This window comes from Halomonas sp. BL6 (assembly GCF_006228115.1).
Taxonomy (GTDB): Bacteria; Pseudomonadota; Gammaproteobacteria; order Pseudomonadales; family Halomonadaceae; genus Vreelandella; species Vreelandella piezotolerans.
Map to the genome: position 1 here is coordinate 95,904 of NZ_VDGL01000001.1, position 25,973 is coordinate 121,876.

The following is a 25,973-nucleotide window of genomic DNA, read 5'->3' on the forward strand; positions in this document are numbered from 1 at the left end:
GAAGGAGAGGGTGTTCGCGTGGGTCAGTAGGCCGGTTCCCCTGTTCATCTGACGAGATACGCCGTGCACAAACGACAGCGCCGCCCTTAGAGGCGGCGCTGTGGCTCGTATCGAACGCTTAGATCAGTGACTCCAGGCAGGACTCGATGATATCCAGGCCTTCGTTCAACACGTCATCTTCAATGGTGACGGGCATCAAGAAGCGAATGGTGTTGCCGTACATACCGCAGGAGAGCAGGATCAGCCCCTCTTCGCGGGCTTTCTTGCACAGCGCAGCGGCCAGGTCCGGGTTTGGCGTGCGGTCGGTTTTGTTGTTGACGAGTTCGAACGCGGCCATGGCACCCATGTTGCGCACGTTGTCGATGCAGTCGAATTTGCTCTGCCAGCCACCGAAGCGCTGAGCCAGCTTTTCACCCACCGCTTGGCTCTTCTCGAGAATGTTCTCTTCTTCGAAGACTTGCATGACGGCCAGCGCCGCTGCACACGCAGTGGGGCTACCGGTATAGGTGCCGCCCAGGGAGTTCGGGCCTGAGGCATCCATGATTTTATCGGTGCCGACCACGGCAGAGATCGGCATGCCGTCGGCCATGCTCTTGGCCATGGTCATCATGTCCGGCTCGACGCCGCTGTGCTCGATGGCAAACATCTTGCCGGTACGACCAAAGCCCGACTGCACTTCATCGATGATCATCAGCATACCGTGCTCATCGCAAATTTCGCGGATCTTTTCCAAGAAGCTCTTCGGGGCCGGATAGAAACCGCCTTCACCCAGCACCGGCTCCAGAATGATCGCGGCGGTGTCTTTCGGGTTGGCGTCGGTTTTCAGCGCCATTTTCAGGCCGCGAATCGCTTCGTCTTCACTCACGCCGTGATAAGGCACCGGGTAGGGGGCGCGGAAGACGGTGCCGGGCATCGGACCGAAGTCGGTTTGGTAGGGTGCGACCTTACCGTTCATGGCCATGGTGTAGAAGGTCCGGCCATGATAGCCGCCGTCGAAACAGATGACGTTAGAGCGGCCGGTGGCGGCGCGGGCAATTTTTACTGCGTTTTCCAGTGCTTCGGCACCAGAGTTGGCCAGCATCACTTTGGCGTGGCCACGCACGGGAACGAGATGGCTCAGCTTCTCGGCCACTTTGACGTAGCCTTCATAAGGCATGACCGTTTGGCAGGTATGCATCACCTTATCTAATTGGGCTTTGACGGCGGCGACGACTTTTGGATGCCGGTGCCCCACGTTCAACACGCCAATGCCGCCTGCGAAGTCGATGAAGCGGTTGCCGTCGGCGTCCCAGATCTCAGCGTTTTCGGCGCGATCCGCAAAGGCGGTAGCGGGGCTTGCAGCGCCCGCCGCGACGTATTTCTGCTTTAGTTCGTTAAGCTCGGCATTGCTCATGACTCAGCTCCTTTTAGGATAGGGTGTTGCTTTAGCATAGTGCGCAATAGCGTTGATCACACAGGTGACGGTGCGATGACAATCCGGTTGCGCCCGGCTTGTTTGGCCTGATACATCGCTTTATCGGCGCGATCAAGCATTCGAGTACTCGAGGCTTCAATGTAGCATGCGATGCCCGCCGATAGCGTGACGGTCAGCGCATGTTCGGTGTAGGGCGTTTGCGCGACTTCTTGGCGAATGCGCTCCATGGCGATACGGGCCGAATCGGCATCGACTTCTGGCATGATGATCAAGAACTCTTCGCCGCCAAGGCGTATTTGGAAGTCGGTCTCTCGCAGCTGTTGATTGACGACCTGTGTCAGCGCTTGCAGAACGCTGTCGCCGGTACTGTGGCCGTAGGTGTCATTGATGTTCTTGAAATCGTCGAGATCGAACAGCACGATGCTAAGTGGGTTGCCGTAACGGCGAGAGCGCTCGATCGCCTCTTCGAGTTTGGCGAGGCCTTGACGACGGTTGAGCAGCCCAGTGAGCTCGTCATGGTGGGCCAAATACTCCAAACGTTCGTTGGCCTGTTTCAAGCGCTCCTCGAGCTGCTTGCGCTGGGTGATATCGACGATGAAGGTGACTTTGCGCGATTGACCATCGTCGCCCTCGATACGGGCAGCTTCGGCGATGATGGTGCGGGCTTCGCCATTCTTGCAGCGCACTTCCCACTCCTGACGCAGTTCATGGGTCTCCTCGCCGTGGATGAACTCATCGTGCAATTGACGCATTTGGGCGCGGTACGCTTCAGGCACCACGAGCGTGAAGTGCTGGCCAATCAGCTCCTCTTCTCGATAGCCGTAAAATTGACAGTAGGCCGGATTGACCATCTCGAAATACCCGTGAGGATCGGTAATGCAGATACCGAGAGGCGCCGTTTTGATGACGTTCTCCGTATTCCGTTTGGAACGGTTCACCAATTGGTAGAGATGGTCCGTGCTCATGCTGGTCATTCAGCTCTCCGTGCGTCGCTGGGACTCTGACCGCAGCGCCTCGAGCAGCGGGGTCAATTCGGTGCCCAGCTTGCCGATCGCCGGTTTGGCATAGAAGAAGCCCTGCTGACGTGTAATCCCCGCCTGGGCAAGCCATAAGGCTTCAGCGCGGGTCTCGACACCTTCGGCAATCAGCGTCATGTCGAGTTCGGAGGCGAGCACAATAATGGCATTCAGCAGCGCCTGACGACGAGGGTCGTGGTCGCACTGCATCACCAGTTCGCGATCGATTTTCAGCTTGTCCGGGGCGAGGTCGGTGAGCAGGTCCAGGTTGGCATAGCCGTTACCGAAGTCATCGAGAGCGGTTTTGAAGCCCATGGAGCGATAGGCGTCGATGATGTTGCAGAGGTGTTGCCGGTCGCGCACACGCTCGGTTTCGGTGATCTCGAAAATGAGCTTGTCGGTTGGCCAGCCGACTCGCTGCGAGACTTCTAGCGTTGCCTGAATACATGCTTCCGGTTCGTATACGGCATTGGGAAGAAAGTTGATGGAAAGATCCGTTTCCATACTTAGTTCACTGGCAAGCTCGATGGCTTTGACTCGGCAGGATTGATCAAAGCGGTAGAGTAGGTCATCGGTGACTTGGGAAATGACACTCCAAGCCGACTCGCCATTGATGCCTCGAACCAAGGCTTCGTGGGTCGTCACGCGTGCCAGGGCAACGTCCACGATGGGTTGAAACGCCATCGTGAAATCAAAAGGGAGCGCTCCCTCGCAGCGTTTACACGTGCCATTTACCCGCGCGCAGTTACCCATAACGTCTCCTGACATGTTCGCTTGCGCTCGCTAACGTGGCGGCAATACCGCTCACCTTGATTGTCAAAAGCCCGAGTATGTCCGTGCTTTGTTAGACAGGTATCAACAGAGAAAATATCGCCAGTCTAGCGGCTTATGTCATGTCTGTATAGGTTTTGTATAGCGAAGTGGGCGATGAGGTGAACGCTTTCCTCCCAATAAAAAACGCCCCGAAGGGCGTTTTGAGAAGCGGGGTGGTAGGCTCGTTTGCCGCCAATAGCGTCTGATTAGATTATGCCCGCTTGGCGAAGCGCTAGGCGCTGCTCATCGCTGATGCCGATGGCATCCAGCACGCTGTCCGTGTGCTCACCTAGCGTGGGCGGCGCGGTGGTGGCACTGATCGATTCACCATTGATGCGGATCGGGTTGGCCACGAGGTTGACCTCACCTGCCTGGGAATGGGGCAACGTTTGTTTCAATCCGCGTGCTTTGACATGGGGGTCGTCGAACACGCGATCCAGGGTATTGATCGGCCCGCAGGGCACACCCACGGCCTCGAAGGCCGAAAGCCAAGTATCGGTAGGTTGTGCGCCAAGTGCCAATTCCAGAAGCGGTATCAAGGTGTCGCGATGCTGAACTCGGCTGCCGTTGGTGGCAAAGCGCTCGTCTTGAGCGAGCTGCGGCTGGTCGATTACCTGGCAGAAGCGTCTGAACTGCTCGTCATTACCGACTGCCACGATCATATGACCATCGGCCGTGGCAAAGGCTTGATAGGGCACGATGTTGGGGTGTGCATTACCCAGACGTTGGGGCACCTGGCCAGACGTCAGGTAGTTCAGCGCCTGATTGGCCAGCACGCCCACCTGCACATCCATGAGCGCCAGATCGATATGGCAGCCTTTGCCACTATCGCGGCGTTGGTAGAGGGCCGCCAGCACCGCATTGGCGGCGTACAGGCCGGTAAAAATATCGGTGATGGCGACCCCCACCTTGACCGGGCCGCCCCCGGATTCACTGTCCGGTTTGCCGGTCAGGCTCATGAGGCCGCCCATGGCTTGGATCATGAAGTCGTAGCCCGCCCGGTGGGCGTAAGGGCTTTCCTGGCCAAAGCCGGTGATGGAGCAGTAGACCAAGCCGGGATTGAGCGCTTTCAGGCTCGCGTAGTCCAGGCCATACTTTTTCAGCCCGCCCACCTTGAAGTTCTCGAGCAGCACGTCCGACTGCGCGGCGAGCTGCTTGATCAGCGCTTGGCCTTCGGGCTTGGCCATATCCACCGTCACCGAACGCTTACCGCGATTGGCGCACAGGTAATAGGCCGATTCCGTGCTGCCGGAGAGCCAGGGTGGCCCCCAGTGGCGGGTATCATCGCCGCTTTGGGGACGCTCGATCTTGATCACTTCGGCACCCATGTCGGCCAGCATCTGCCCACACCAAGGGCCTGCTAGTACGCGAGAGATATCGAGTACTTTAATGCCTGCTAGGGGCTTGGCGGCTGTGCTCATCGGGTGCCTCGCTGAGTAGCTACGAATTTAGAAGAACGACTGGATGCCGGTTTGCGCGCGGCCCAAAATCAGGGCGTGCACATCATGAGTACCTTCATAGGTATTCACGGACTCCAGGTTCACCATGTGACGAATCACGCCGTACTCGTCGGAGACACCGTTCCCGCCGTGCATGTCGCGGGCCACGCGAGCGATATCCAGGGCTTTACCGCAGTTGTTGCGCTTGATCAGCGAGATCATTTCCGGCGCCCAGTTACCGCTGTCCATCAGGCGGCCCACCTGCAGAGCGGCTTGTAAGCCCAGGGTGATTTCGGTCTGCATGTCGGCCAGCTTCTTCTGGATCAGCTGGTTGGCGGCCAGCGGGCGGCCAAACTGTTTACGGTCGAGGGTGTACTTACGGGCAGCGTGCCAGCAGAACTCGGCGGTGCCCATCACGCCCCAAGCGATGCCGTAGCGGGCTTTGTTCAAACAGCCGAAGGGGCCTTTCAGGCCGCTCACGTTAGGTAGCAGGTTCTCTTCGGGAACGAAAGCGTTGTCCAACACGATCTCGCCGGTGATGGAGGCGCGCAGAGAGACCTTGCCTTCGATTTTCGGGGTGGAGAAGCCTTCGGTGCCTCGCTCGACGATGAACCCTTTGATCTGGTTGTCGTGGGCGGCAGATTTCGCCCATACCACGGCAATGTCGGCAATCGGACTGTTGGTGATCCACATTTTCGCGCCGGTCAGGCGGTAACCGCCATCGACTTTTTCCGCACGGGTAATCATGGAGCCTGGGTCGGAGCCATGGTCGGGTTCGGTCAGGCCAAAGCAGCCGACCATCTCGCCGCTGGCAAGCTTAGGCAGGTACTTATGCTTCTGCTCTTCGGAGCCGTAGGCTTCGATGGGGTACATCACCAGCGACGACTGGACGCTCATGGCCGAGCGGTAGCCGGAATCGACACGCTCTACTTCGCGGGCGATTAGGCCATAAGCCACATGGTTGACGCCCGCACCGCCGTATTCCGGAGACACCGTGGCACCTAGCAGACCCAGCTCGCCCATCTCGTTCATGATCTCGCGGTCGAAACGCTCTTCACGGAAGGCGCTGAGTACCCGAGGTTGCAGGTTTTCCTGGCAGTAGTCATGAGCGGCATCGCGGATCTGGCGCTCTTCGTCGGTGAGCTGGCTTTCCAGTAGAAGCGGGTCGTCCCAGTTGAAGCGTGTCATGGCGTGAACTCCGAAAGATGATCGTGTTGCGCCCAATGTATCGCCGTTATTTAAAAATTTCTACATTTTTTTAAAACGAAGATTTTAATCGATGCCACGGGCTTGGAGTACCCGGGTAATGATGGGGACTGGCGTCATTAGGTGGTCGCGCATCAGGTTAGCGGCCTGTTCGGCATTGCGGGCAAGAATGACGTCCACCAGCGCGGCGTGTTCTTGGCGTTTGATTTCAAGGGCTTGAGGCGACATGACGGTCTCTTGCAGCCATAAATGGCGGTAGCGCTCCACCTGATCGAAGAGGGTGTCGCGCATTTGCAGCAGGTGCGGCGAGTTACAGCCGCTGGCGATGGCGGTGTGAAACGCTTTGTGGCGCAAATCCCAACCATCCAGCAGCTCGTCGGGGGAGCTTACCTCGGTCACTTTGGCTAGCCGGTGGGCGGTCGCCAGCACGTTGGCTTCCCAATCGTCATCGCCGCGCTCGATCGCCAAGCGCAAAATCAGCCCTTCCAACTGGGCGCGGGCATCGTAGATATCGTTCAGCTCGGCCAGCGACATGGCGGCCACTCGGTAGCCGCGCTGACTGATCGCGACCACCAAACGGTCGGCCACCAGCTGGGAAAGTGCTTCGCGCAGCGGTCCGGTGCTCACCCCGTAATACGCTTTCAAGCGGCTCATCAAGAGCTTCTCTTCAGGCGCGTAGCGGCCGCGAATAATGTCATGCTTGAGCGATTGGTAAGCACTCATCGCGAGGTTTTGACGCGGGGCTTCATGCTCCATGGGAACTCCTTGAACCAATATGGCTTAGACCAATGTAGGGGCGTGGCGGTCAACGCTGAATAGCGGCTATTATCAATAAATTTTGAAAATTTGGCACAGGTAACGACATTCATGTGGGATTTCATCATTGTAGGCGGCGGTATTTTGGGATTTTCCACCGCCATGCAGTTGCAGCAGGCGTACCCAGATAAGCGCCTTTTGGTGATCGAGAAAGAGTCGGGAGCGGCCCAGCATCAAACCGGCCACAATAGCGGTGTGATTCATGCGGGGGTCTACTATACGCCGGGCAGCCTGAAAGCGACGTTCTGCTTGGAAGGCAATCGCGCTACTCGGGCGTTCTGCGACCAGCACGGCGTACCTTACGACATCTGCGGCAAACTGTTGGTAGCCACCAATGCACTCGAAAAACAGCGCATGGAGGCGCTGTGGGAGCGCACCGCCGCTAACGGACTTGAGCGTGAATGGCTAGAGGCCGAGGCACTCAAAGAGCGTGAGCCCAATATCACCGGCGTGGCGGGGATTTACGTGCCTTCGAGTGGCATTGTGAACTACGCCGAGGTGACCCGTGCCATGGCGGCGGAGTTTACCCGCCTTGGCGGTGAGGTCCGCTTTGACCACTGCGTGACCGGTTTGGAAGAGCGTACCAACGAGGTAGTGGTGACGACCCAAAAGGGCGCTTTCACCGGTCGTTACCTCGTCTCTTGCTCGGGACTGATGGCCGATCGCGTCATCCGCATGCTGGGCAAAGACCCTGGCTTTACGATTTGCCCCTTTCGCGGTGAGTACTATCGGCTACCCAAGCGCCACAACCAAATCGTCAACCATCTGATTTATCCTATTCCCGATCCTGCCATGCCGTTCTTGGGCGTGCACCTGACGCGGATGATCGATGGCACGGTCACCGTGGGGCCGAATGCCGTGTTGGCGTTAAAACGCGAGGGCTACCGCAAACAGGACATGTCGCTGAGTGACATGGGCCAGATGTTCACCCATCCTGGTATCTTGAAGGTGTTAGGTAAACACTTGAAGCCGGGGCTCTTCGAAATGAAGAACTCGCTCTACAAGCGTGGCTATCTCGAGCTGGTGCGTAAGTACTGTCCCAGCCTGACGCTCGACGATCTTACGCCTTATCCCGCGGGGGTGCGCGCCCAGGCGGTCTCTAATGATGGCAAGCTGGTGGACGACTTTTTGTTCGTGAACACCAAGCGCACGGTGAACATTGGCAATGCACCGTCGCCGGCAGCCACGTCGGCGCTACCTATCGGGGCGCATATCGTCGAGCACGTCAAAGCGCTGTTGAAATAAAATGCCGCATGGCGCTGGATTAGCATCTTACGCGCCAGCCGTGCTAACTTCTGTCCACCGCTCCAAAGGCTGGCAACACCAGCCTGGGGCTGGGGCTTCACACCTCCTTTACGTCAACCATACCTATAAGTCCAAGTAGGACGGAGGAAACGCTCATGCGAACTCTAAAATATACCGTCGCCGCCTCCATGCTCGCCGTGGCGCTGCCTGCCAGCGCGCAGCAGCTCTCGATTGCCACGGGCGGTACTGGCGGCGTTTACTACCCCATCGGCGGTGGCTTTGCCGAAATGATCAACAACCATATCGAAGGTGCTCAAGCGACGGCTGAAGTGACCGGCGCCTCGGTCGAGAACATGGGCTTGATCATGCGTGGCGACGCCGATATGGCGCTGGCGTTGGCCGATACGGTCTACCAAGCCTATACCGGCACCGGCGATTTCGAAGGCCGCCAGATCGAGAACACCCGCGCGCTGGCGTCGGTGTATCCCAATGCCGTGCAGCTCGTCACCCTGGCAGAGTCTGACATTCAGAGCATTGCCGACCTGGCCGGTAAGCGTGTCTCTGTAGGCGCACCGGGTAGCGGCACCGAGCTGAACGCCCGTGCTCTGCTAGAAGCCAACGGCGTGAGCTATGAAGACTTCACGCCCCAACGTCTTAACTTCAACGAAACCGCTGACGCCATTCGTGATGGCGATATCGATGCCGGTTTCTGGAGCGTTGGGCCGCCCACCAGCTCCATTCTCAACCTCGCCGCGACCCGCGACATTCGCCTGATTAGCCTGTCGGATGAAGAGATCGCCAACGCTCAGGAAGAGGAAGCGGTCTTTGCACCTTACGAGCTGGCGGCGGGCATGTACGACGGTATGGACGAGGCGGTACAGACCATCGGTATCCCTAACGTGCTGGTCGTCAACGCCGATATGGACGAAGAGCTGGCCTACCAGTTGACTCAGCTGCTGTTCGAAAACACCGATGAGCTGATTGCTGTCCACCCGGCTGCCAATGACACCACCATCGAGTTCACTATGAACTCTACGCCGGTACCGCTGCATCCGGGCGCGCTTCGCTACTTCGAAGAAGTTGGCGCTGAGATCCCGGACCGTCTGCGTCCGTAACCCATTAGGAGCCGTGCCATGCAGTGGCAACGACGACTGATGGCGCTCTTACTGATGAGTGGTTTGTTCGCCGAAGCGGGGGCCTCCCCCGCTTCGGCGACTGCGTCTTGGCATCTGCGGGTCGTGACCGAGCAGGGCGACACGCTCGTAGATGCAGCCGCGCCGCAGGGCAGCCGCTGGTGCATCCAGTGGCAGCACTCTGTCGAGCACTTTACGGTGTTGGACTGTTACCGCAACGCGGGTGGCACGATGCAGCTCGAGCGCAGCCACCAACCGGATTTTGCCGCTGGGCTTGGGCACATTTTCGGGCGCGGCGAGCAGGTGTCGGACGGCCAGGGCGGTTACTGGATCAATGCCATCGACGAGCCAGTGGCGAACAATCGCTACGTACTACGGGTCGGCTCGACGGCCGTCAATCACCGCGTCATGTGGCCAGATGGCGAGCATCCCACCGTGAGCCTGAGTGAGCGAGCGGCTGGCCAACGCGTCACGATAGCCTTGTCATCGCGTTGAGTGTCGTTAGCCAAACACCTCATAAGTGCGCCGATCGATGTCGCTTTTCATAAAAATTAAGTGGGTGTTAACCCCCAAAGTTAGCTTATGCTTCCGAGGACTTCATGAACGAATCCACGCCACCGCCGACTGTGATGCCGGGCGGCAATGCGATTCAACCCCGCTTCGTTTTATGGTGTATCACCATCGTGGCGGTGGGACTGTCGTTATTCCAACTCTACTCGGCGGGTATTCAGCCGCTGGGCCTATTTTATCAGCGCAGCATTCACCTAGCGCTGATCATGCTATTGGCCTTTTTGATGTTTCCGGCCTTTGGGCCAAATCGTAAGCGCGGCATCGTGGGCTGGGGAATCGACCTGGTCTTCTTTGCCGGTGCGCTGATCACGGGTGGCTACTTGGTGTTCAACTTGGATGCCATCTTCAGTCGCGCCGGGTTCTGGAACCAGACCGATATTTTGGTTGCCTGTATTGCCACGGTCACCGTACTCGAGGCCAGCCGCCGCGCGGTGGGTTTTGGTATGACGGTGATTGGCTTGCTCGCTATCGTTTATGCGTTTGCCGGCCCCCGTGGGGAGCTTCCCTGGCTTGGCGAGTGGATGCCCGGCATCATGGAGCACCGTGGTTACAGCCTCGACCGCGTGGCCGGGCAGCTTTACCTGGGCCAAGAGGGCATTTTTGGCCTGCCGCTGGGAGTTGCCGCTACCTATATCTTCATTTTCGTCCTCTTCGGTGCTTTTTTGGAAAGTACGGGTGCCGGTAAGTTTTTCATCGATATGGCTTACGCTGCCACTGGACGCCAGCGCGGCGGTCCGGCCAAAGCGGCCGTTCTGGCCTCGGCGGGTATGGGATCGATTTCGGGCAGCGCCATTGCCAACGTGGTCACCACCGGCGCGTTCACCATTCCGCTGATGAAGAAACTAGGCTACCAGCCGAAGCAGGCGGGGGGCATCGAAGCGGCCGCCTCCACCGGCGGGCAAATCATGCCGCCGCTGATGGGCGCGGGTGCCTTCTTGATTGCCGAATATACCAATACGCCTTATTTAGAGATCGTCAAAATCAGCATTCTGCCGGCGATCATGTACTTTGCGACGGTCTATCTGTTCGTCCACATCATTGCCTTGAAACAAGGCATGCAGGGCATGGCCAAGAGCGAGCTGCCCCAAATGCGCCAAGTCATGAAAGATGGCTGGCACTTCCTCCTGCCGCTGGCGGTGCTGGTATGGCTGCTGGCCATGAGCATGTCGCCCATGCGCGTGGGGTATTACGCGGTCGTCACCATGGTGGCGGTGGCCGTCTTGCGCTATGCATTATGGTACTTCTTCGTGGCACCCAAACAGGGGCAGCCTGTCACGGTCGAGCGCACGAAATCGGTCGTGTGGGCAGGGCTCGTGAAGCTGGTCCAGGGATTAGAGTTGGGCGCGCGCAATGCCGTGGCGGTCTCCATGGCTTGCGCTGTCGCCGGTATCATCGTCGGCGTGGTCGGTTTGACCGGCCTGGGTCTGAAGTTCTCCTCTATGATGCTGGCGTTCTCCGGTGGCAACCTGGTGCTGGCACTGCTGTTGGTGCTGTTGGCGAGCCTAATTTTGGGGATGGGGTTACCGGTCACTGCCAGCTACATCGTTCTGATCGTGCTGGTGGGGCCGGCGCTGACCGCCGAGTTCGGTGTGCCGCTGTTGATCGCTCACTTGGTGGTTTTTTGGTACTCCCAGGACTCCAACGTCACGCCACCGATTGCCCTGGCGGGGTTTGCGGGGGCGGCCATTGCCGGCAGTAAACCCATGGAGACGGGCTTCCAAGCGTGGAAGTTTGCCAAGGGGCTCTACCTGATTCCGCTGTTCATGGTCTTCAATCCGGAGATCATCATTGGCGGGCCGGTGCTCGTGGTGGTATGGAATGCAGTCATCGCGCTACTGGCGCTATGTGCGTTCGCGGCCTCGCTAGAAGGCTACCTGTTCACGCGTATGTCTTGGCTGCCTCGTTTGGCCATTGGTGGCGCCATTGTCGGTGTGTTCTACCCAAGCTTGTGGACGGAGGTGGCCGGCGTCACGGTCATGGTCGTAGCCATCGCCGCTAACTGGCAGGCGAGCAAACGGGAGCCAACGCCGGTGGCCGGTTGATTTTGCCTAGGAGAAAAGCAGCACCAAAAAAGCCCGGGAACATTCGTTCCCGGGCTTTTACGTTTTAGCGTCGGTTCGTATTTAGAAGATCGACTCTGCCGTGCCAGACCCCTGCGAGCCACTGGCTTCCTCAAGCTCTTGGCTAATGCGCCGAGGCTGGAAATCCGGTAGATGGTCTCTGTGGAACAGCTCGGTCATGCCGCCCGGTTGGTCATCGTGTAAACGACGGCCCGTCTCCGGGTCCACCCGTGCGGTGACGATGGTGTCGGGACGCTCTGGCAGTGCAGAGGGGGTTCCTTCGAGCGCATCGCCCATGAAGTCGATCCAGATGGGTAGAGCGGCATTCGCGCCATACTCGGCAATGGTGTCGTTGCTGTCTTTACCGACCCACACCGTGGTGACGAGATTGCTATTGAAACCGGCAAACCAGGCGTCTCGCTGGCTGTTGGTCGTACCGGTTTTACCGACGATATCCTCACGGTTTAGGCTCAGTGCACCTCGGCCCGTACCGGAGGTAATGACGTCGCGCAGCATGTCTCGCAGAATATATACCGCTGCTGCGTCGGCCACACGAGGGGCGATCGGGTAGGTCTTGCCATCGATCTCGACGGTTTCCTGGCCCTCGGCGCAACTCACGCAGGCAACCTGCGGCGTAGCTTCATCGATCACTTCGTTATCGTCATCGCGGGTCACCCGCTCGATGAACCAAGGCGAGACTTGGAAGCCGCCGTTGGCGATCACCGCGTAGGCGTTGGTCATCTCCATCGGGGTGAGACTGGCGCTACCCAGGGCCAGTGACAGGCCGCGGGGCAGACGTTCCGGCGAGAAGCCGAACCCTTCCAGATATTGGATCGTGTGGTCGAGCCCCATGGTTTGCAGCACACGAATGGTGACGAGGTTGCGCGAGCGTGCCAGCGCCGGGCGCAGGCGCATCGGACCTTGGAAGTCGCGGCTTGAGTTGACTGGGCGCCATAGTGAATTGCTGCCATCATCCAAAACCACCGGCGCGTCGTTGACCACGCTCGCCGCGTTCATTTCACCATCTTGCAAGGCGGCGAGATAAATGAACGGCTTGAAGATCGAGCCGGACTGACGCTGGGCTTGCACGGCGCGGTTGAACTTGCTGGCGTTGAAGTCGAAGCCGCCCTGCAGCGCCAGAATCGCACCGGTGCGTGGGTCTTGCGCCACCAGCGAGCCTTCGGCGTCTGGACGTTGGGAAAGGCGCAGTGTGCCGTCATCGTTCTCGATGACGCGGATGAGGTCGCCCCGTTCGGCAATCTGTGCCGCATTGGTCGGTTCGGCCCCTCGGCTACGCGGGCTCAAATAGGGGCGCGCCCAGCTAAGACCACTCCATGGAATCGTTTGCAGCTCACCGCCACGAGTCAGCACCTGCATCTCACGGCCACTGCTCTCGACCACGATGGCAGGCTGCAGCAGGCCATAGTTGGGCGTACGCTCCAGTACCTGAAGCCAGTTGCTCACATCGCCATCCACGCCTTCGACTTCGGTTTGGCTACGCTGGGCAGCCTGACGAGCGGTTTGGCGGATCTCCGGCGACTCTGACAGCTCCTCTTCCAAACCCTGGGTAGTGGTCTGCTCTTGGGCTTCGACCAAGCTGGGGGCAATGTCCTCTTGCTCGGCACCCCGCCAGCCATGGCGTAAGTCGTAAGCGATCAGGCCATTGGCCAGCGCCTGACGGGCAAACGGCTGCAGTTCGCTATCGATGGTGGTGTAAATGCGGTAGCCACCGGTATAGGCGGTATCACCAAAGCGCTCGATGGCGTATTGGCGTGCCATCTCTGCCACGTAGGCGGCATCCACCTCGGTTTGGGTGTAGTGGCGGCGTGCGGTGACTGGGGCCTGAACGGCACTTTGATAGGTATCGTTATCGATATACCCAAGCTCGCGCATGCGGAATAGGATCCAGTTGCGACGAATCAGCGAACGCTCGGAGTTGGCCAGTGGGTTGAACGCCGAGGGGGCTTTGGGCAGTCCGGCAATCATGGCGGTTTCCGCTAGGCTCAGCTCGGCGAGTGGCTTGTCGTAATAGGTCTCGGCGGCAGCGGCAATGCCATAAGCACGGTTACCTAGAAAAATCTTATTGACGTAAAGTTCGAAGATCTCCTCTTTGTCGAGAATCTGCTCCATCTGTAAGGCCAGCAGAATCTCGCGAATTTTCCGTGTGAACGTCTGGTCGAGGGTCAGCATGTAGTTACGTGCGACCTGCATGGTGATGGTGGAACCCCCCGATTGAATGGTGCCGCCACTCTGAACCAGCTCGACCGCCGCGCGCGCCAAGCCGCGCGGGTCGACGCCTGCATGATCGAAGTAACTGGCGTCTTCGGCAGCAATCAGCGCGTTGATCATGTCTTGGGGAATGTCATCGAAGTCGATCGCCACGCGGCGCTCTTCACCGAATTCGCCGATCAGCTTGCCGTCGTTGGTAAAAATCCGTAGTGGCGTGTGCAGTTCGAAATCCTGCAGCTGACGCACGTCGGGCAGGCCCGGCGAAAAATAGATCGCCGCACCGATCACCGCCAGTATGACCGCACCCGAGAGCGCAACGACCAGTGAAAATAGTGACAGCACAAGAGTCCGTAAAAACGTCATGAACAGTGGGCACCCGTAAAAAGAGGAGTAGCCAGGGCAGTATTAACGCCATGGCGCGCAAGTGGCTGCCATTATAGGAAGGGGAGGCAGCGGCCACCAGTGTTGATATGGCGTAGAGGCATTGGCGTGTGCCTTAACTAAAAATCATGTAACCTCGAAACTCGCACGATAGGCAGGCGGAGCCGAACTCAACATGCGTTTACTAACACCCAGTAAAGGGTTGATTGGTGTCGATATTACCTCGGCGACCGTCAAGCTACTCGAACTCAAACGGTGCAACGATAATTACCAAGTCGAGAGCTACGCCGTGCGCCCGCTTCGCGAAGGTGCGGTGGTCGAACGCCGTATTCGAGATATGAACGATGTGGCCAACATGCTGAGTCGCGCCGTCGAACACGCCAAACCCTCAACGCGTAAAGCTGCCGTGGCCGTTCCGGCCAGCGCTGCCATTACCAAAACGCTTCAGTTTCCCGTCTCGCTGAGCGAAGACGAGATCGAAGAGCGCATAATCGCCGAGTCAGACCGGCATATTCCATTTCCGTTCAATGAAGTGGCGTTCGACTTCCACTGCCTGGGCCCTGCGCCCTTCGATGACGAGCAGCAGCAGGTCATTTTGGTGGCTTGCCGCCAGCAGGATGTGTCACAGCTCACCGAAACCTTGGAGCGTGCCGGATTGGAGCCTGCGGCGGTGGACGTGGAAACCTTCGCCATGGAGCGCTCGCTGGCCGAGCTGCGTCGTCAGCTCAACGTCGACAGCGACCCCAACGCCTGCGTAGGGCTAGTGGATATTGGTGCGAACATGAACGCCTTTCACGTCGTGCGTGGAGGTCACATCGTCTACAGCCGGGACACGGTGTTTGGCGGTCGCCAGCTCACCGACGCGATTCGCGACCATTACTCTTTGAGTAACGAAGAGGCGGGCTTTGCCAAAAAGCGCGGCGGCCTGCCTGAGGATTACCACGAGAAAGTGCTCAATCCGTTCCTGGAAACCGTCGTGCAACAGGTGGGGCGCTCCCTGCAGCTCTATTATACCGCCGGGCGCCAGCACGAAGTGCAGCACATCGTACTGGCCGGCGGCTCGAGCGTCATTCCCGGCTTGGCCGAGCGCATCGCCGACGATAGCGGTATGTCGGTGACCATCGCCAATCCGTTTCAGCGTATGCGGGTCAATAAGCGCCTCAATATGGAAGGTTTGACGAACGATGCTCCAGCCATGCTCACCGCGGGCGGTTTGGCGATGAGGGTTGGACTATGAGCATTAATATCAACCTGCTTCCCTGGCGGGAGGCGCGTCGGGAGAAACGCACCCGCCGTTTTTACGGGGTCGTCGTGCTGATGCTGATCGCCGGGGTTGCGCTGGGCCTGGGGGTCGCTCAGCTTTACCAGCAGAAGCTCGCCGCTCAGCAGCAGCGTAACGCCTATATCACCCAGCACATCGAGCGCCTGAATAACGAAATTGCCGATGTGCAGCGCTATCAACAAACCGCCGAGCGACTAGGCGAGCAGTTGGCGCTGTTCAACACGCTGCAGGCCGAGCGGGTGAGTACCGTGCAACTGTTCAACGATATCGCTGCAAGCGCGGTAGACGGCGTGGTGTATCAGCGGCTGACCCGTAACGGCGAGCAGGTAAGCGTATCGGCCATGGCGGGCAGCGAACGTCAGGTATCCGATCAGCTGCGTCAGATTGCCAGTATGCCTGGGCTAGGAGTGCCGCTACTGTCGGAGGTGACCAGCGGGCAAGATGGCAATAGTCGCTTGTTCCAGTTCGAAGTGGTGCAGTCGTCGCTGAGAGAGAGTGGTGACGGGGAGGAGTCGCCATGATAGGGGGGCGCGAGCGCTGGCGGGATGAGTGGCAGCGATTGAAAACGCTGGATTGGCAGTCGCTGGATGTCAAAGAAGCGGGCGAGTGGCCCGTGCTACTCAAGGTGCTGTGTGGCGCGCTAGCGTTTTGCGTAGCCTTGGGCGGACTGAGCTGGTGGTTGGTGAGCGAAAAGCGCATCGAACTGGAAGCGGCGCAGCGCCAAGAGGCGCGTCTTCTGAACGAGTATCGTAGCAAAGTCTCTGAAGCGGCCTTTTTGCCCGAAGTGCGGGACCAACTCATCGCGCTCGAAGAGCAGATGACCACTATGCGCTCCATGCTGCCCACCAGTGCCGAAATTCCCTCGTTATTGGATAGCATTAGCGAGGCAGCGCTGGATAATGACTTGAGTATCGAAACGATTCGCCTGCGCCCCACCGTGCGAAATACGCACTACGTGGAGCACCCGCTGGATATTCAGGTGCGCGGCGGCTATCACGAGCTGGCGCACTTCGTGGCCGACATTAGTCAGTTGGCACGTATCGTGACCCAGCACGATATCGCGCTCTCACCGGCCGAGCAGAGCGGTGAGTCGCTGCGTATGTCATTGGTCGCTCGCACCTATAGCTATATAGATGCAGCAGACGGGGAGGCGCCCGTACCATGAAGCGTTTACTCACTTTTGGCGTAATGGCCCTTCTCGCGGGTTGTAGTGATGCCAACCTTGGCCAGCTAGCGTCGGTGTTGGACGAGATTCGGCGCGCCCCAGCGGGACAGCCGCCGGTCGCCATTCCAACGATCCCCGACTACCAGCCGATAGAGTACCGCTATAGTGATGCCCGCAGTCCGTTCCTCGCTCCTGAGAGCGTGCGAGCGACCGAGGCGGCGGCCGTCTTTGCAAGCGCCCTGGCCCCCGACCAGCAGCGAAAGACCGAGCCGTTAGAGCAGTTCCCGCTGCAAAGCCTGCGTTTGGTGGGCACGCTGCGGATGGGCGGGCAGCAGGTGGCACTGATCAGCGCGCCAGATGGTAGCGTCACTAGCGTGCGCGAGGGCAACTACCTAGGCACCGATTTCGGGCAGGTGACCACGATCAGTCCGCAAGAAGTGCGCATCACCGAACGCACGTTACATCAGCAGTTAGGTTGGCAAGAGCGCGAGGCAACGCTCACGCTAAAGGAGTAGCTAGCCCCACGCTACTCGGCAGTACACTACATTGACTCGTTACCGGATGATATCTATGGCCGTCACGCTTCGTCGAATTACGCTATCACTGTTAGCTCTGTTGCCGACTTTTGCCTTTGGGTCTGTGCTAACCGACTTGGACGTGCGCCAAACCGACAGCGGTGAGGTCGAGCTGCTCTTGCAATTTAGCGGCGGTGTGGCCGAACTGCGAGGCTATCGTTTGGACGCGCCGCCCCGCTTAGCGCTGGATCTGGCTGATACCCAAAGTGGCTTGCCCCAGCGGCGGATCAACGTCGATCGCGCAGGCGTCGAGAAGATTACTGCATTGGAAGGAAATGGCCGAACGCGTCTGGTGGTCGACTTACGCCAACCGCTCGAGTACACCTCCCGCGTGGAAGGCGATCAGCTACGAATTACCTTGGAGAGTGCTGGGGACGTCCCAACGTCCGAGCGCGTGGCCTTGAGCAGCGCAGCGCCGCCATCGGTCGATAGTGGCTTGGAAACGTCTGAAGGCCCACGCGTCACCAATATCGATTTTCGCCGAGGGGACGATGGGGCTGGCCGTTTGCTGGTCACCTTCGACCGGGAAGGTGTGGTGACACAGGTGCGCGAAGGCAGTGGCGGCGTGGTCATGGCTGAACTCCGCGATGTGGACATTCCCGATGCGCTCAACCAAATCTACGACGTAACCGACTTTGCCACGCCGATTACCCGTATTACGCCCCGTTCCGGGCAGCGCGATACACTACTGGAGCTGCAAACCAACGGCCCCTACGCCATGGTCTCATCGCAAAGCGGACGCACGCTCACCGTCGAAGTGCAGCCGGTGAGCCAGGCCAGCCAGCAAGAGCGTGAGCGTCAGGGCGAGAGTTTTACCGGTGATCGCTTGAGCCTCAATTTCCAAGATATCGAAGTGCGCGCAGTGCTGGCCACGCTGGCCGAATTTACCGGCTTGAACTTGGTGGCGAGCGACAGTGTGACGGGGCGTGTGACACTCAATCTCAACGACGTGCCCTGGGACCAAGCCCTGGCGCTGATTTTGCAAAGCCAGGGGCTCTCAAGCCGTGAGCAGGGGAACGTGATCGTCGTGGCACCTGCGGGTGAGTTGGCAGACATCGAACGCCAGGAGATCGAAGCGCGCAACCAGCAGCAAACGCTGGCACCGCTGGTGACCGAGTTCATCGAGGTGAAATACGCCCGTGCCGAGGACCTGGCACAGCTGCTGCGCGGAGCAGAAGGTTTCGGTCTGCTGACCGAGCGTGGTCGGGTGAGCGTCGATCAGCGTACCAACACGCTACTGATTCAGGATACCGCTGCTCAGGTACGCGACATCTTGCGGACTCTCGACCGTCTCGATGTGGCGGTGCGACAGGTGCAAATCGAAGCACGTATCGTCATTGCACGGGATACCGCCTCTCGCGAGCTGGGCGTGAACTGGGGCGTTTCCAGCACTCGCGGTTTTTTAGAAAACGATGACGGCACTTTCTCACGCCGGGATATCAACCCCAACGGTATCAATCGTGCCCAGGGGGGATTGGCGGTGGATTTGGGGTCCACGGCGGCAGCCAACACCGGCTTCAGCTTTGGCTATTTGTCGGGGGATATTCTTCTCGACCTGGAACTGCGTGCGCTCGAGAGTGAAGGGAAGAGTCAGACGATCTCACAGCCTCGCGTGATCACGGCCAATCAGCGCACGGCCACCATTCGCCAGGGCGAAGAGCGAGCATTTCAGAGTGTCGATGCGCAGGGTAACCCAGACACCGAATTTAAAGAGGCAGAGCTATCGCTGGAGGTGACGCCGCAAATCACCCCAGACAATCGCATCATCATGGATCTGGTGATCAAGAACGATAGCTTTCGAGAGAGTGAGTTTGGCGGCGAGCCGCCCATCGATACCAACCAAATCGAAACCCAAGTGCTGGTGGATAATGGTCAGACGGTGGTATTGGGCGGTATTTTGACCACAGAGCAGCTCAGCCAGATGGCGAAAACGCCGCTATTAGGCGACCTGCCCGTGCTGGGTCGACTCTTTCGCTATACCGAAGAGAGCAATGAAAAGGTAGAGTTACTGGTCTTTATTACTCCACGACTACTTGACGATGGTTTGGCGGTTCGCTGATGCAGGATTTACCCAATCTTTTTTTAATAGGCCCCATGGGGGCTGGCAAGAGCACGATAGGTCGCCTGTTGGCAGGGGAGCTATCGCGCCCATTTTACGATAGCGACCACGCCATACAGGATCGTTGTGGTGCCGATATTCCCTGGATCTTTGACGTCGAGGGCGAGCCAGGTTTTCGTCAGCGTGAAATTCAGATGATCGACGAGCTTACCCAGCTAGCGGAGGTGGTCGTTGCCACGGGTGGTGGCGCGGTACTGCGAGAAGAGAACCGTCGGGTGCTCCGCGAGCGTGGCACCGTCATCTACCTGATGACCACCGTCGAACAGCAGCTGAAGCGCACCGCGAAAGACCGCAATCGTCCACTGTTGCAGTGCGCGAACCGCGAGCAGGTGCTCAACGACATGTTCGCCGCCCGCGATCCGCTTTATCGTGCGACCTCTGACATTACCGTGCGGACGGACCGCCGCAGCCCGCGTGCGGTGGTCAATGAGATATTGCGCCGCGTACACCGCCTGATCGATCCGTTGGACGCTGTCAGCGCCCCACAGAAGAAGGTTTCTCCATGACCGAATACGCCCCCCAACGCACGCTCACCGTCGATCTGGGCGAGCGTAGTTACCCCATCCATATTGGCGTAGGGCTGCTGCAACGCGCAGACAGCTTCGTGCCTTATCTGGCGGGCAGCCAAGTGATGATCGTCACCAACGAGACGGTGGCCCGGCACTATTTGCAGACGCTGCAGGCGTCGCTGCCCGAGCGGCTCGACGTGCGTACCGTGGTGCTGCCGGATGGGGAGCAGTACAAAACCATCGAACAAGTTGGGCGCATTTGGGATGCGCTGCTCGAGGCAGGCTTCAATCGCCGCTGTACCCTGATTGCCTTGGGAGGTGGTGTGATTGGCGACATGGTGGGGTACGCGGCCGCGTCCTATCAGCGCGGCGTGGCGTTCATTCAAGTGCCCACCACACTACTTTCTCAGGTGGACTCCTCGGTAGGCGGTAAAACCGGGGTCAACCATCCGCTGGGCAAGAACATGATTGGCGCATTCTGGCAGCCCAGAGCCGTGGTAGTGGATATCGCCACGCTGACCTCGCTGCCTGCGCGGGAGCTCTCTGCAGGGCTGGCGGAGGTGGTGAAGTACGGCTTCATTCGCGATGCCGCCTTCCTTGCTTGGCTGGAACAGAACATGGCGGCGCTGCGCCGCGTCGAACCCGAGGTGGTGGCAGATGCAATTGCCAAAAGCTGCCAGATCAAAGCCGATATCGTGGCGGAAGACGAAACCGAGCAGGGCGTACGTGCGCTGTTGAACCTAGGACACACCTTTGGCCATGCCATCGAGGCGCATCAAGGTTACGGCAACTGGCTGCACGGCGAAGCCGTAGGGGCCGGCATGGCGATGGCCGCCACGCTCTCCCACCAGTTGGGGTGGATCAGCGCTGATGCCTTAGAGCGCACGAAAGCGGTGATCGAAAGCGCGGGCCTTCCGCTTGTTGCGCCAATGGGCATGTCGTCGGATGACTTCTTGACACGAATGCGGCTGGATAAAAAGAACGTGGACGCGCGTCTGCGTCTGGTGCTACTGAACGACTTGGGCGATGCCTGCGTTAGCGATGCCACGCCTATCGAGACGTTGAGACAGCTACTCGATGGTTATCCGCGCGGCTAGGGGAATCACCCGTAAGCGCACCCGCTTGGAACCCGCTTCGAAACAGGCGGGTTTTGTTTGCCTAGAAGGCGCCGAAGTGGCTGCTGGCTAGTGATATCCGTATGCCTTATGCGCTATCGGCATGGGGTTTTTGGTGAAAACTAGACTAAAGTCTAGTGTTCTATGTTGGTCGTTAAAATACCGTTTCTTTAGCCTGCAAGCCGTTGAAGTATAACTGTTTTTTTATTGAACGGTAGTGCAACTACGGGATTTGGCGAGGGTTTTTGACGATTGGCGAGTGTCGAGCGATTGCGCTACGCGGTGGCAAATCGCTATGCTGAGCGACCATTTTCTTGCAGCAGCGAATGCGGAAAACACCCTATTTTGGGCGGGTAACAAGAGCCATAAAAAAAGAAAAACCCGTAATAATACCATAAAAACGCTGCTTACAAAATACGCTGACTAGAGGCACGCCCATGAATAGAGGTCTTCACCAGCCAGGCGAGTTTCGCGATAACTGCGGCTTTGGCCTTATTGCCCACATGGAAGGGCAGGCCAGCCACGACTTGCTGAAAACGGCTATCGAATCACTGACTTGCATGACCCACCGCGGTGGCATCGCGGCAGATGGTAAAACCGGCGACGGTTGTGGCCTGCTGCTAAAGATGCCCGCACAGTTCATGCGTGCTGCTGCTAAAGAGTCGCTCGATGTAGAGCTGGGCGAGCGCTTCGCGGTGGGGTCGGTGTTTTTACCCAACGACGATGCGCGTGCCGCCAAAGCCAAAGAGACGCTGGTGGCTGAGTTAAGCGCACGCGGTTTGGACGTGCTGGGCTGGCGCGTAGTGCCCACGGACTCGAGTGTCTGTGGCCCCATGGCGCTGGACTGCCTGCCGCGTATCGAGCAGCTGTTCGTTGCCCCCGGCAGCAGCGACAATTTCGATGTCGATCTTTTCATGGGTCGCCGCTACGCCGAGCAGGCGCTGCGCAGCGACGAAGACTTTTACGTGGCGTCGCTCTCCACCGAAGTGGTCTCCTATAAAGGCCTGGTCATGCCGGAAGATCTGCCGGCCTTCTATAAAGACCTGAACGACCCACGCCTGGAAACCGCCATCTGCGTCTTCCATCAGCGCTTCTCGACCAACACCGCACCGCGCTGGCCGTTGGCACAGCCGTTCCGCCTGCTGGCGCACAACGGCGAGATCAACACCATCGAAGCCAACCGCGGCTGGGCGAACTCGCGTAAGGCAAACTTCGTCAATGAGCGTCTGCCGGATATCGCCAAACTAGACGAAATCGTCAACACCACCGGCTCCGACTCCTCCAGTATGGATAACATGCTGGAAGTGCTGCTGACCGGCGGTATGGAGCTACACCGCGCCGTGCGCATGATGGTGCCGCCCGCCTGGCAAAACGTCGAAACCATGGACGCCGAGCTACGCGCGTTCTACGAGTACAACTCCATGCACATGGAGCCATGGGACGGTCCTGCGGGCGTGGTCATGACCGATGGTCGCCAAGCGGTCTGTATGCTGGACCGTAACGGCCTGCGCCCCGCGCGCTGGGTGATTACCAAGAACGGCTACATCACCTTGGCCTCCGAAATCGGCACCTACGGCTACAAGCCGGAAGACGTGGTGGCAAAAGGCCGCGTCGGCCCCGGCCAGATGCTGGCCGTCGATACCCAAACGGGTGAAGTGCTGCACACTCAGGACATCGATGATCGCCTGAAGTCCGCATACCCCTACAAGCGCTGGCTGAAGCAGGAAGCGAACTACCTGGAGTCGGCGCTGACCGAACTGGCGCGCTTCCAAACGATGGACACGGATGCGCTGAACGTGCAGCAGAAGATGTTCCAGGTAACGTTCGAAGAGCGCGACCAGGTACTGCGCCCGCTAGCGGAGAGCGGCCAGGAGGCGGTGGGCTCCATGGGCGACGATACGCCGATGGCGGTACTGTCGAGCCGCCCGCGCCTGCTCACCGACTACTTCCGGCAGAAGTTTGCCCAGGTCACCAACCCGCCGATCGACCCGCTGCGCGAAGCGATTGTGATGTCGTTGGAAACCTGCTGTGGCGCGGAGCTGAACGTCTTCAAGGCCACACCGGAACACGCCCATCGCTTGATTTTGACCACGCCGGTGCTCTCGCCGCGTAAATTCACCGCCCTGGTGAGCCAGGACGATCCGGCCTTTGCTAGCCACATGCTGCCGCTAGGGTACGACCCAGAGCAGACCAGCCTGCAGCAGGCGATTACCGCGCTGTGCCAAGAAGCCGAAGCGCAGGTAAAAGCGGGTAAAGTGATTCTGGTGCTCAGCGATGCGGAGCTGCCCAAAGGCCAGCTGCCCATTCAGGCAGCGCTGGCCGTGGGTGCGGTGCATTCCCACCTGGGCCGCCTGGCGCTACGCCCCAATGCCAACATCGTGGTCGAGACTGGCTATGCCCGCGATGCGCACCAGATGGCGGTGCTGTTCGGGGTGGGCGCGACAGCGGTCTACCCATGGCTGGCGTATCAGGTCATGGCGGATATGCACCGCACCGGGGAGCTGACTGGCAACCCGGCAGACGCCCGCGAGAATTACCGTAAAGGCCTGCAGAAGGGGCTCTTCAAGATCCTTTCGAAGATGGGCATTTCGACGCTGGCCTCCTATCGTGGCTCCATGCTGTTCGAGGCCGTCGGTCTGTCGAACGAGGTCATGGAGACCTGCTTCGTGGGCATGGCGTCGCGTATTCAAGGCACCGGCTTCGCCGAGCTCCAGCTTCAGCAAGAGCTACTAGCCAAAGAGGCGTGGATTCCCCGCAAAGGTATCTCCCAAGGCGGTATGCTCAAATACGTGCACGGCCATGAGTATCACGCCTACAACCCGGATGTGGTGAAGTCGCTACAAGCCGCCGTGCAAGAGGGCAGCTACACCAAGTGGAAGAAATTTGCGCAACTCGTGAATGAACGTCCCGTGGCCACCATTCGTGACCTGCTGACGCTCAAGCCTTCTGAGTCGCCCGTGCCGCTGGAAGAGGTCGAGCCCATCGAAGCGCTGATTCCGCGTTTCGATAGTGCCGGTATGTCGCTGGGCGCACTGTCGCCCGAAGCGCACGAAGCGCTGGCACAGGCCATGAACGAGGCGGGCGGTCGCTCCAACTCCGGTGAAGGTGGCGAAGACCCGGCCCGTTACGGCACCATTCGCAGCTCGAAGATCAAACAGATCGCCTCAGGTCGTTTCGGTGTTACGCCAGCTTACCTGGTCAATGCCGACGTGCTGCAGATTAAGGTGGCTCAGGGCGCGAAGCCCGGTGAAGGCGGCCAGCTGCCGGGCGGCAAGGTCAATCAGCTGATTGCCCGCTTGCGCTACTCGGTGCCCGGCGTCACGTTGATTTCGCCGCCGCCACACCACGATATTTACTCCATCGAAGACTTGGCGCAGCTGATCTTTGACCTCAAGCAGGTCAACCCAGACGCGCAGGTCTCGGTGAAACTCGTCTCCGAGCCAGGGATCGGCACCATTGCCACCGGCGTCGCCAAAGCCTATGCGGACTTGATCACCGTGTCTGGCTACGACGGCGGCACCGCGGCTAGCCCGCTCACCTCCATCAAGCACGCCGGTTCTCCTTGGGAGCTGGGCCTGCCGGAGGTGCATCAGGCGCTTCGCATCAACGGCCTGCGGGACAAAATCCGCCTACAAACCGACGGTGGCCTGAAAACCGGTCTTGACGTCGTCAAAGCGGCGATTCTGGGGGCCGAGAGCTTCGGTTTTGGTACCGCGCCGATGGTGGCGCTGGGCTGTAAATACCTGCGTATTTGCCACCTGAACAATTGTGCCACCGGTGTGGCGACCCAGGACGACTTCCTGCGCGGCGAGCACTTCCGCGGCACCGTGGATATGGTGAAGAACTACTTCCGCTTTATTGCCGAAGAAGTACGCGAGCTGATGGCCATGCTGGGCGTTCGCAAGCTCACCGACCTGATTGGCCGCACGGACCTGCTGGAAGTGTTGGAGGGCAACACGGCATCACAGCGCAAGCTGGATTTAATGCCGCTGTTGGCGAACGACTTCGTGCCTGCGGATGCGCCTCAGTTCTGTGAAGTGAGCCGCAACGTGCCCCACGACCCGGGTGCCAAGAACCAGGAAGTGCTGGCGGCGCTGAAAGAAGCCATCGAGTCTCAGTCAGGTGGCACCTTCGACTTCACCATCACCAACTGCGACCGCAGCGTCGGGGCGCTCACCTCCGGTGCCATTGCCAAGCGTTACGGTGAAGAGGGGCTCGAAGCCGCACCGGTGACGGCGCGCTTTATCGGTGTGGCGGGCCAAAGCTTCGGCGTGTGGAACGCCCGTGGTCTGAACCTCTTCCTGGAAGGTGATGCCAACGACTACGTCGGTAAAGGCATGAACGGCGGCAGCATCGTCATCGTGCCGCCCAAGGTCAGCCAGTTCGAGAGCCACAAAACGGCCATTATCGGCAACACCTGCCTCTATGGGGCTACGGGTGGCACGCTGTTTGCCGCCGGTACCGCTGGCGAGCGCTTTGCGGTACGTAACTCCGGCGCCACGGCCGTGATCGAAGGCGCGGGTGACCACTGCTGTGAGTACATGACCGGTGGTTTGGTCTGCGTGCTGGGTGAAACCGGCGTTAACTTTGGGGCGGGCATGACCGGTGGCTTTGCCTACGTGCTCGATGAAGACCGGACCTTCGTGGACAAGTACAACCACGAGCTGGTCGAAATTCACCGGGTCAACACCGAAGCGATGGAAGCCTACCGTCGCCACCTGCGGGAAATGATCGAGGCCTACGTGGCCGCGACGGGTTCCGCACGCGGTGCGGCGATTCTGGAAGACTTTAGCGACTACGCGCGCCACTTCTGGCTAGTGAAGCCAAAAGCGGCCAGTCTGGGTAGTCTGCTGGATCAGTCTCGGCGTCAGCCGCAATAACCGTCA

At 59.3% G+C, this 25,973-nt stretch carries 19 protein-coding genes; 12 read left to right on the forward strand and 7 right to left on the reverse strand.

The window, feature by feature from the left end; all coding sequences use genetic code 11:
* Positions 1-118: 118 nt before the first annotated feature.
* The 6 genes from gabT to csiR all read right to left on the reverse strand — a co-directional run bounded on the left by gabT (position 119) and on the right by csiR (position 6,644).
* Positions 119-1,393 (reverse strand): 4-aminobutyrate--2-oxoglutarate transaminase, encoded by a 1,275-nt coding sequence (gene gabT / locus FHJ80_RS00460; RefSeq protein WP_139525114.1) that lies wholly within the window; start codon positions 1,391-1,393, stop codon positions 119-121.
* 56 nt (positions 1,394-1,449) lie between these two features.
* Positions 1,450-2,388, reverse strand: coding sequence for a sensor domain-containing diguanylate cyclase (locus FHJ80_RS00465; RefSeq protein WP_139525115.1), 939 nt, complete (start codon positions 2,386-2,388; stop codon positions 1,450-1,452).
* On the reverse strand, positions 2,389-3,183 hold the full coding sequence (locus FHJ80_RS00470) for an EAL domain-containing protein (protein WP_139525656.1): 795 nt from the start codon (positions 3,181-3,183) through the stop codon (positions 2,389-2,391).
* Positions 3,184-3,449: 266 nt separating this feature from the next.
* Positions 3,450-4,664, reverse strand: coding sequence for a CaiB/BaiF CoA-transferase family protein (locus tag FHJ80_RS00475; protein ID WP_139525116.1), 1,215 nt, complete (start codon positions 4,662-4,664; stop codon positions 3,450-3,452).
* 27 nt (positions 4,665-4,691) lie between these two features.
* Positions 4,692-5,870 (reverse strand): acyl-CoA dehydrogenase, encoded by a 1,179-nt coding sequence (locus tag FHJ80_RS00480; protein ID WP_139525117.1) that lies wholly within the window; start codon positions 5,868-5,870, stop codon positions 4,692-4,694.
* 84 nt (positions 5,871-5,954) lie between these two features.
* On the reverse strand, positions 5,955-6,644 hold the full coding sequence (gene csiR / locus FHJ80_RS00485; RefSeq protein ID WP_139525118.1) for a DNA-binding transcriptional regulator CsiR: 690 nt from the start codon (positions 6,642-6,644) through the stop codon (positions 5,955-5,957).
* Between the two features lie 111 nt (positions 6,645-6,755).
* Here csiR and lhgO point away from each other — a divergent pair, with 111 nt between their 5' ends.
* The 4 genes from lhgO (at position 6,756) to FHJ80_RS00505 (ending at position 11,694) form a co-directional block, all read left to right on the forward strand.
* Positions 6,756-7,949 (forward strand): L-2-hydroxyglutarate oxidase, encoded by a 1,194-nt coding sequence (gene lhgO / locus FHJ80_RS00490; protein WP_139525119.1) that lies wholly within the window; start codon positions 6,756-6,758, stop codon positions 7,947-7,949.
* Positions 7,950-8,104: 155 nt separating this feature from the next.
* Positions 8,105-9,064 carry a TAXI family TRAP transporter solute-binding subunit gene (locus FHJ80_RS00495; protein ID WP_139525120.1) on the forward strand — a complete coding sequence of 320 codons (960 nt, stop codon included), beginning with the start codon at positions 8,105-8,107 and terminating at the stop codon, positions 9,062-9,064.
* Between the two features lie 18 nt (positions 9,065-9,082).
* Positions 9,083-9,577 (forward strand): DUF1850 domain-containing protein, encoded by a 495-nt coding sequence (locus FHJ80_RS00500; protein ID WP_139525121.1) that lies wholly within the window; start codon positions 9,083-9,085, stop codon positions 9,575-9,577.
* A gap of 104 nt (positions 9,578-9,681) precedes the next feature.
* Complete coding sequence (locus FHJ80_RS00505) at positions 9,682-11,694, forward strand: TRAP transporter permease (RefSeq protein ID WP_139525122.1); 2,013 nt, start codon at positions 9,682-9,684, stop codon at positions 11,692-11,694.
* Between the two features lie 81 nt (positions 11,695-11,775).
* Here the strand turns inward: FHJ80_RS00505 and FHJ80_RS00510 are convergent, their stop codons facing one another.
* A complete protein-coding gene (locus tag FHJ80_RS00510) occupies positions 11,776-14,304 on the reverse strand; it encodes a penicillin-binding protein 1A (RefSeq protein ID WP_139525123.1) in 2,529 nt (842 codons plus the stop codon).
* A 193-nt stretch (positions 14,305-14,497) separates the two neighbouring features.
* Between FHJ80_RS00510 and pilM the strand changes: the two genes are divergently transcribed.
* The 8 genes from pilM (at position 14,498) to gltB (ending at position 25,967) form a co-directional block, all read left to right on the forward strand.
* Entirely contained in the window at positions 14,498-15,559 is a 1,062-nt protein-coding gene (gene pilM, locus FHJ80_RS00515; protein ID WP_139525124.1) for a type IV pilus assembly protein PilM, read from the forward strand.
* A complete protein-coding gene (locus FHJ80_RS00520) occupies positions 15,556-16,125 on the forward strand; it encodes a PilN domain-containing protein (protein WP_139525125.1) in 570 nt (189 codons plus the stop codon). The genes pilM and FHJ80_RS00520 overlap by 4 nt, the downstream gene beginning before the upstream one ends.
* A complete protein-coding gene (locus FHJ80_RS00525) occupies positions 16,122-16,769 on the forward strand; it encodes a type 4a pilus biogenesis protein PilO (protein ID WP_139525126.1) in 648 nt (215 codons plus the stop codon). The genes FHJ80_RS00520 and FHJ80_RS00525 overlap by 4 nt, the downstream gene beginning before the upstream one ends.
* Positions 16,766-17,284 carry a pilus assembly protein PilP gene (locus FHJ80_RS00530; RefSeq protein ID WP_139525127.1) on the forward strand — a complete coding sequence of 173 codons (519 nt, stop codon included), beginning with the start codon at positions 16,766-16,768 and terminating at the stop codon, positions 17,282-17,284. Before FHJ80_RS00525 ends, FHJ80_RS00530 begins: the two co-directional genes overlap by 4 nt.
* 55 nt (positions 17,285-17,339) lie before the next feature.
* Positions 17,340-19,403: a type IV pilus secretin family protein gene (pilQ, locus tag FHJ80_RS00535; protein ID WP_139525128.1), complete on the forward strand. Its 2,064-nt coding sequence runs from the start codon at positions 17,340-17,342 to the stop codon at positions 19,401-19,403.
* Positions 19,403-19,969: a shikimate kinase AroK gene (gene aroK, locus FHJ80_RS00540; protein WP_139525129.1), complete on the forward strand. Its 567-nt coding sequence runs from the start codon at positions 19,403-19,405 to the stop codon at positions 19,967-19,969. The genes pilQ and aroK overlap by 1 nt, the downstream gene beginning before the upstream one ends.
* The gene (aroB, locus tag FHJ80_RS00545; RefSeq protein WP_139525130.1) at positions 19,966-21,069 is read left to right on the forward strand and encodes a 3-dehydroquinate synthase; all 1,104 of its coding nucleotides are present in this window, start codon (positions 19,966-19,968) and stop codon (positions 21,067-21,069) included. The genes aroK and aroB overlap by 4 nt, the downstream gene beginning before the upstream one ends.
* 455 nt (positions 21,070-21,524) lie before the next feature.
* On the forward strand, positions 21,525-25,967 hold the full coding sequence (gltB, locus tag FHJ80_RS00550) for a glutamate synthase large subunit (protein WP_139525131.1): 4,443 nt from the start codon (positions 21,525-21,527) through the stop codon (positions 25,965-25,967).
* Positions 25,968-25,973 lie beyond the last annotated feature (6 nt).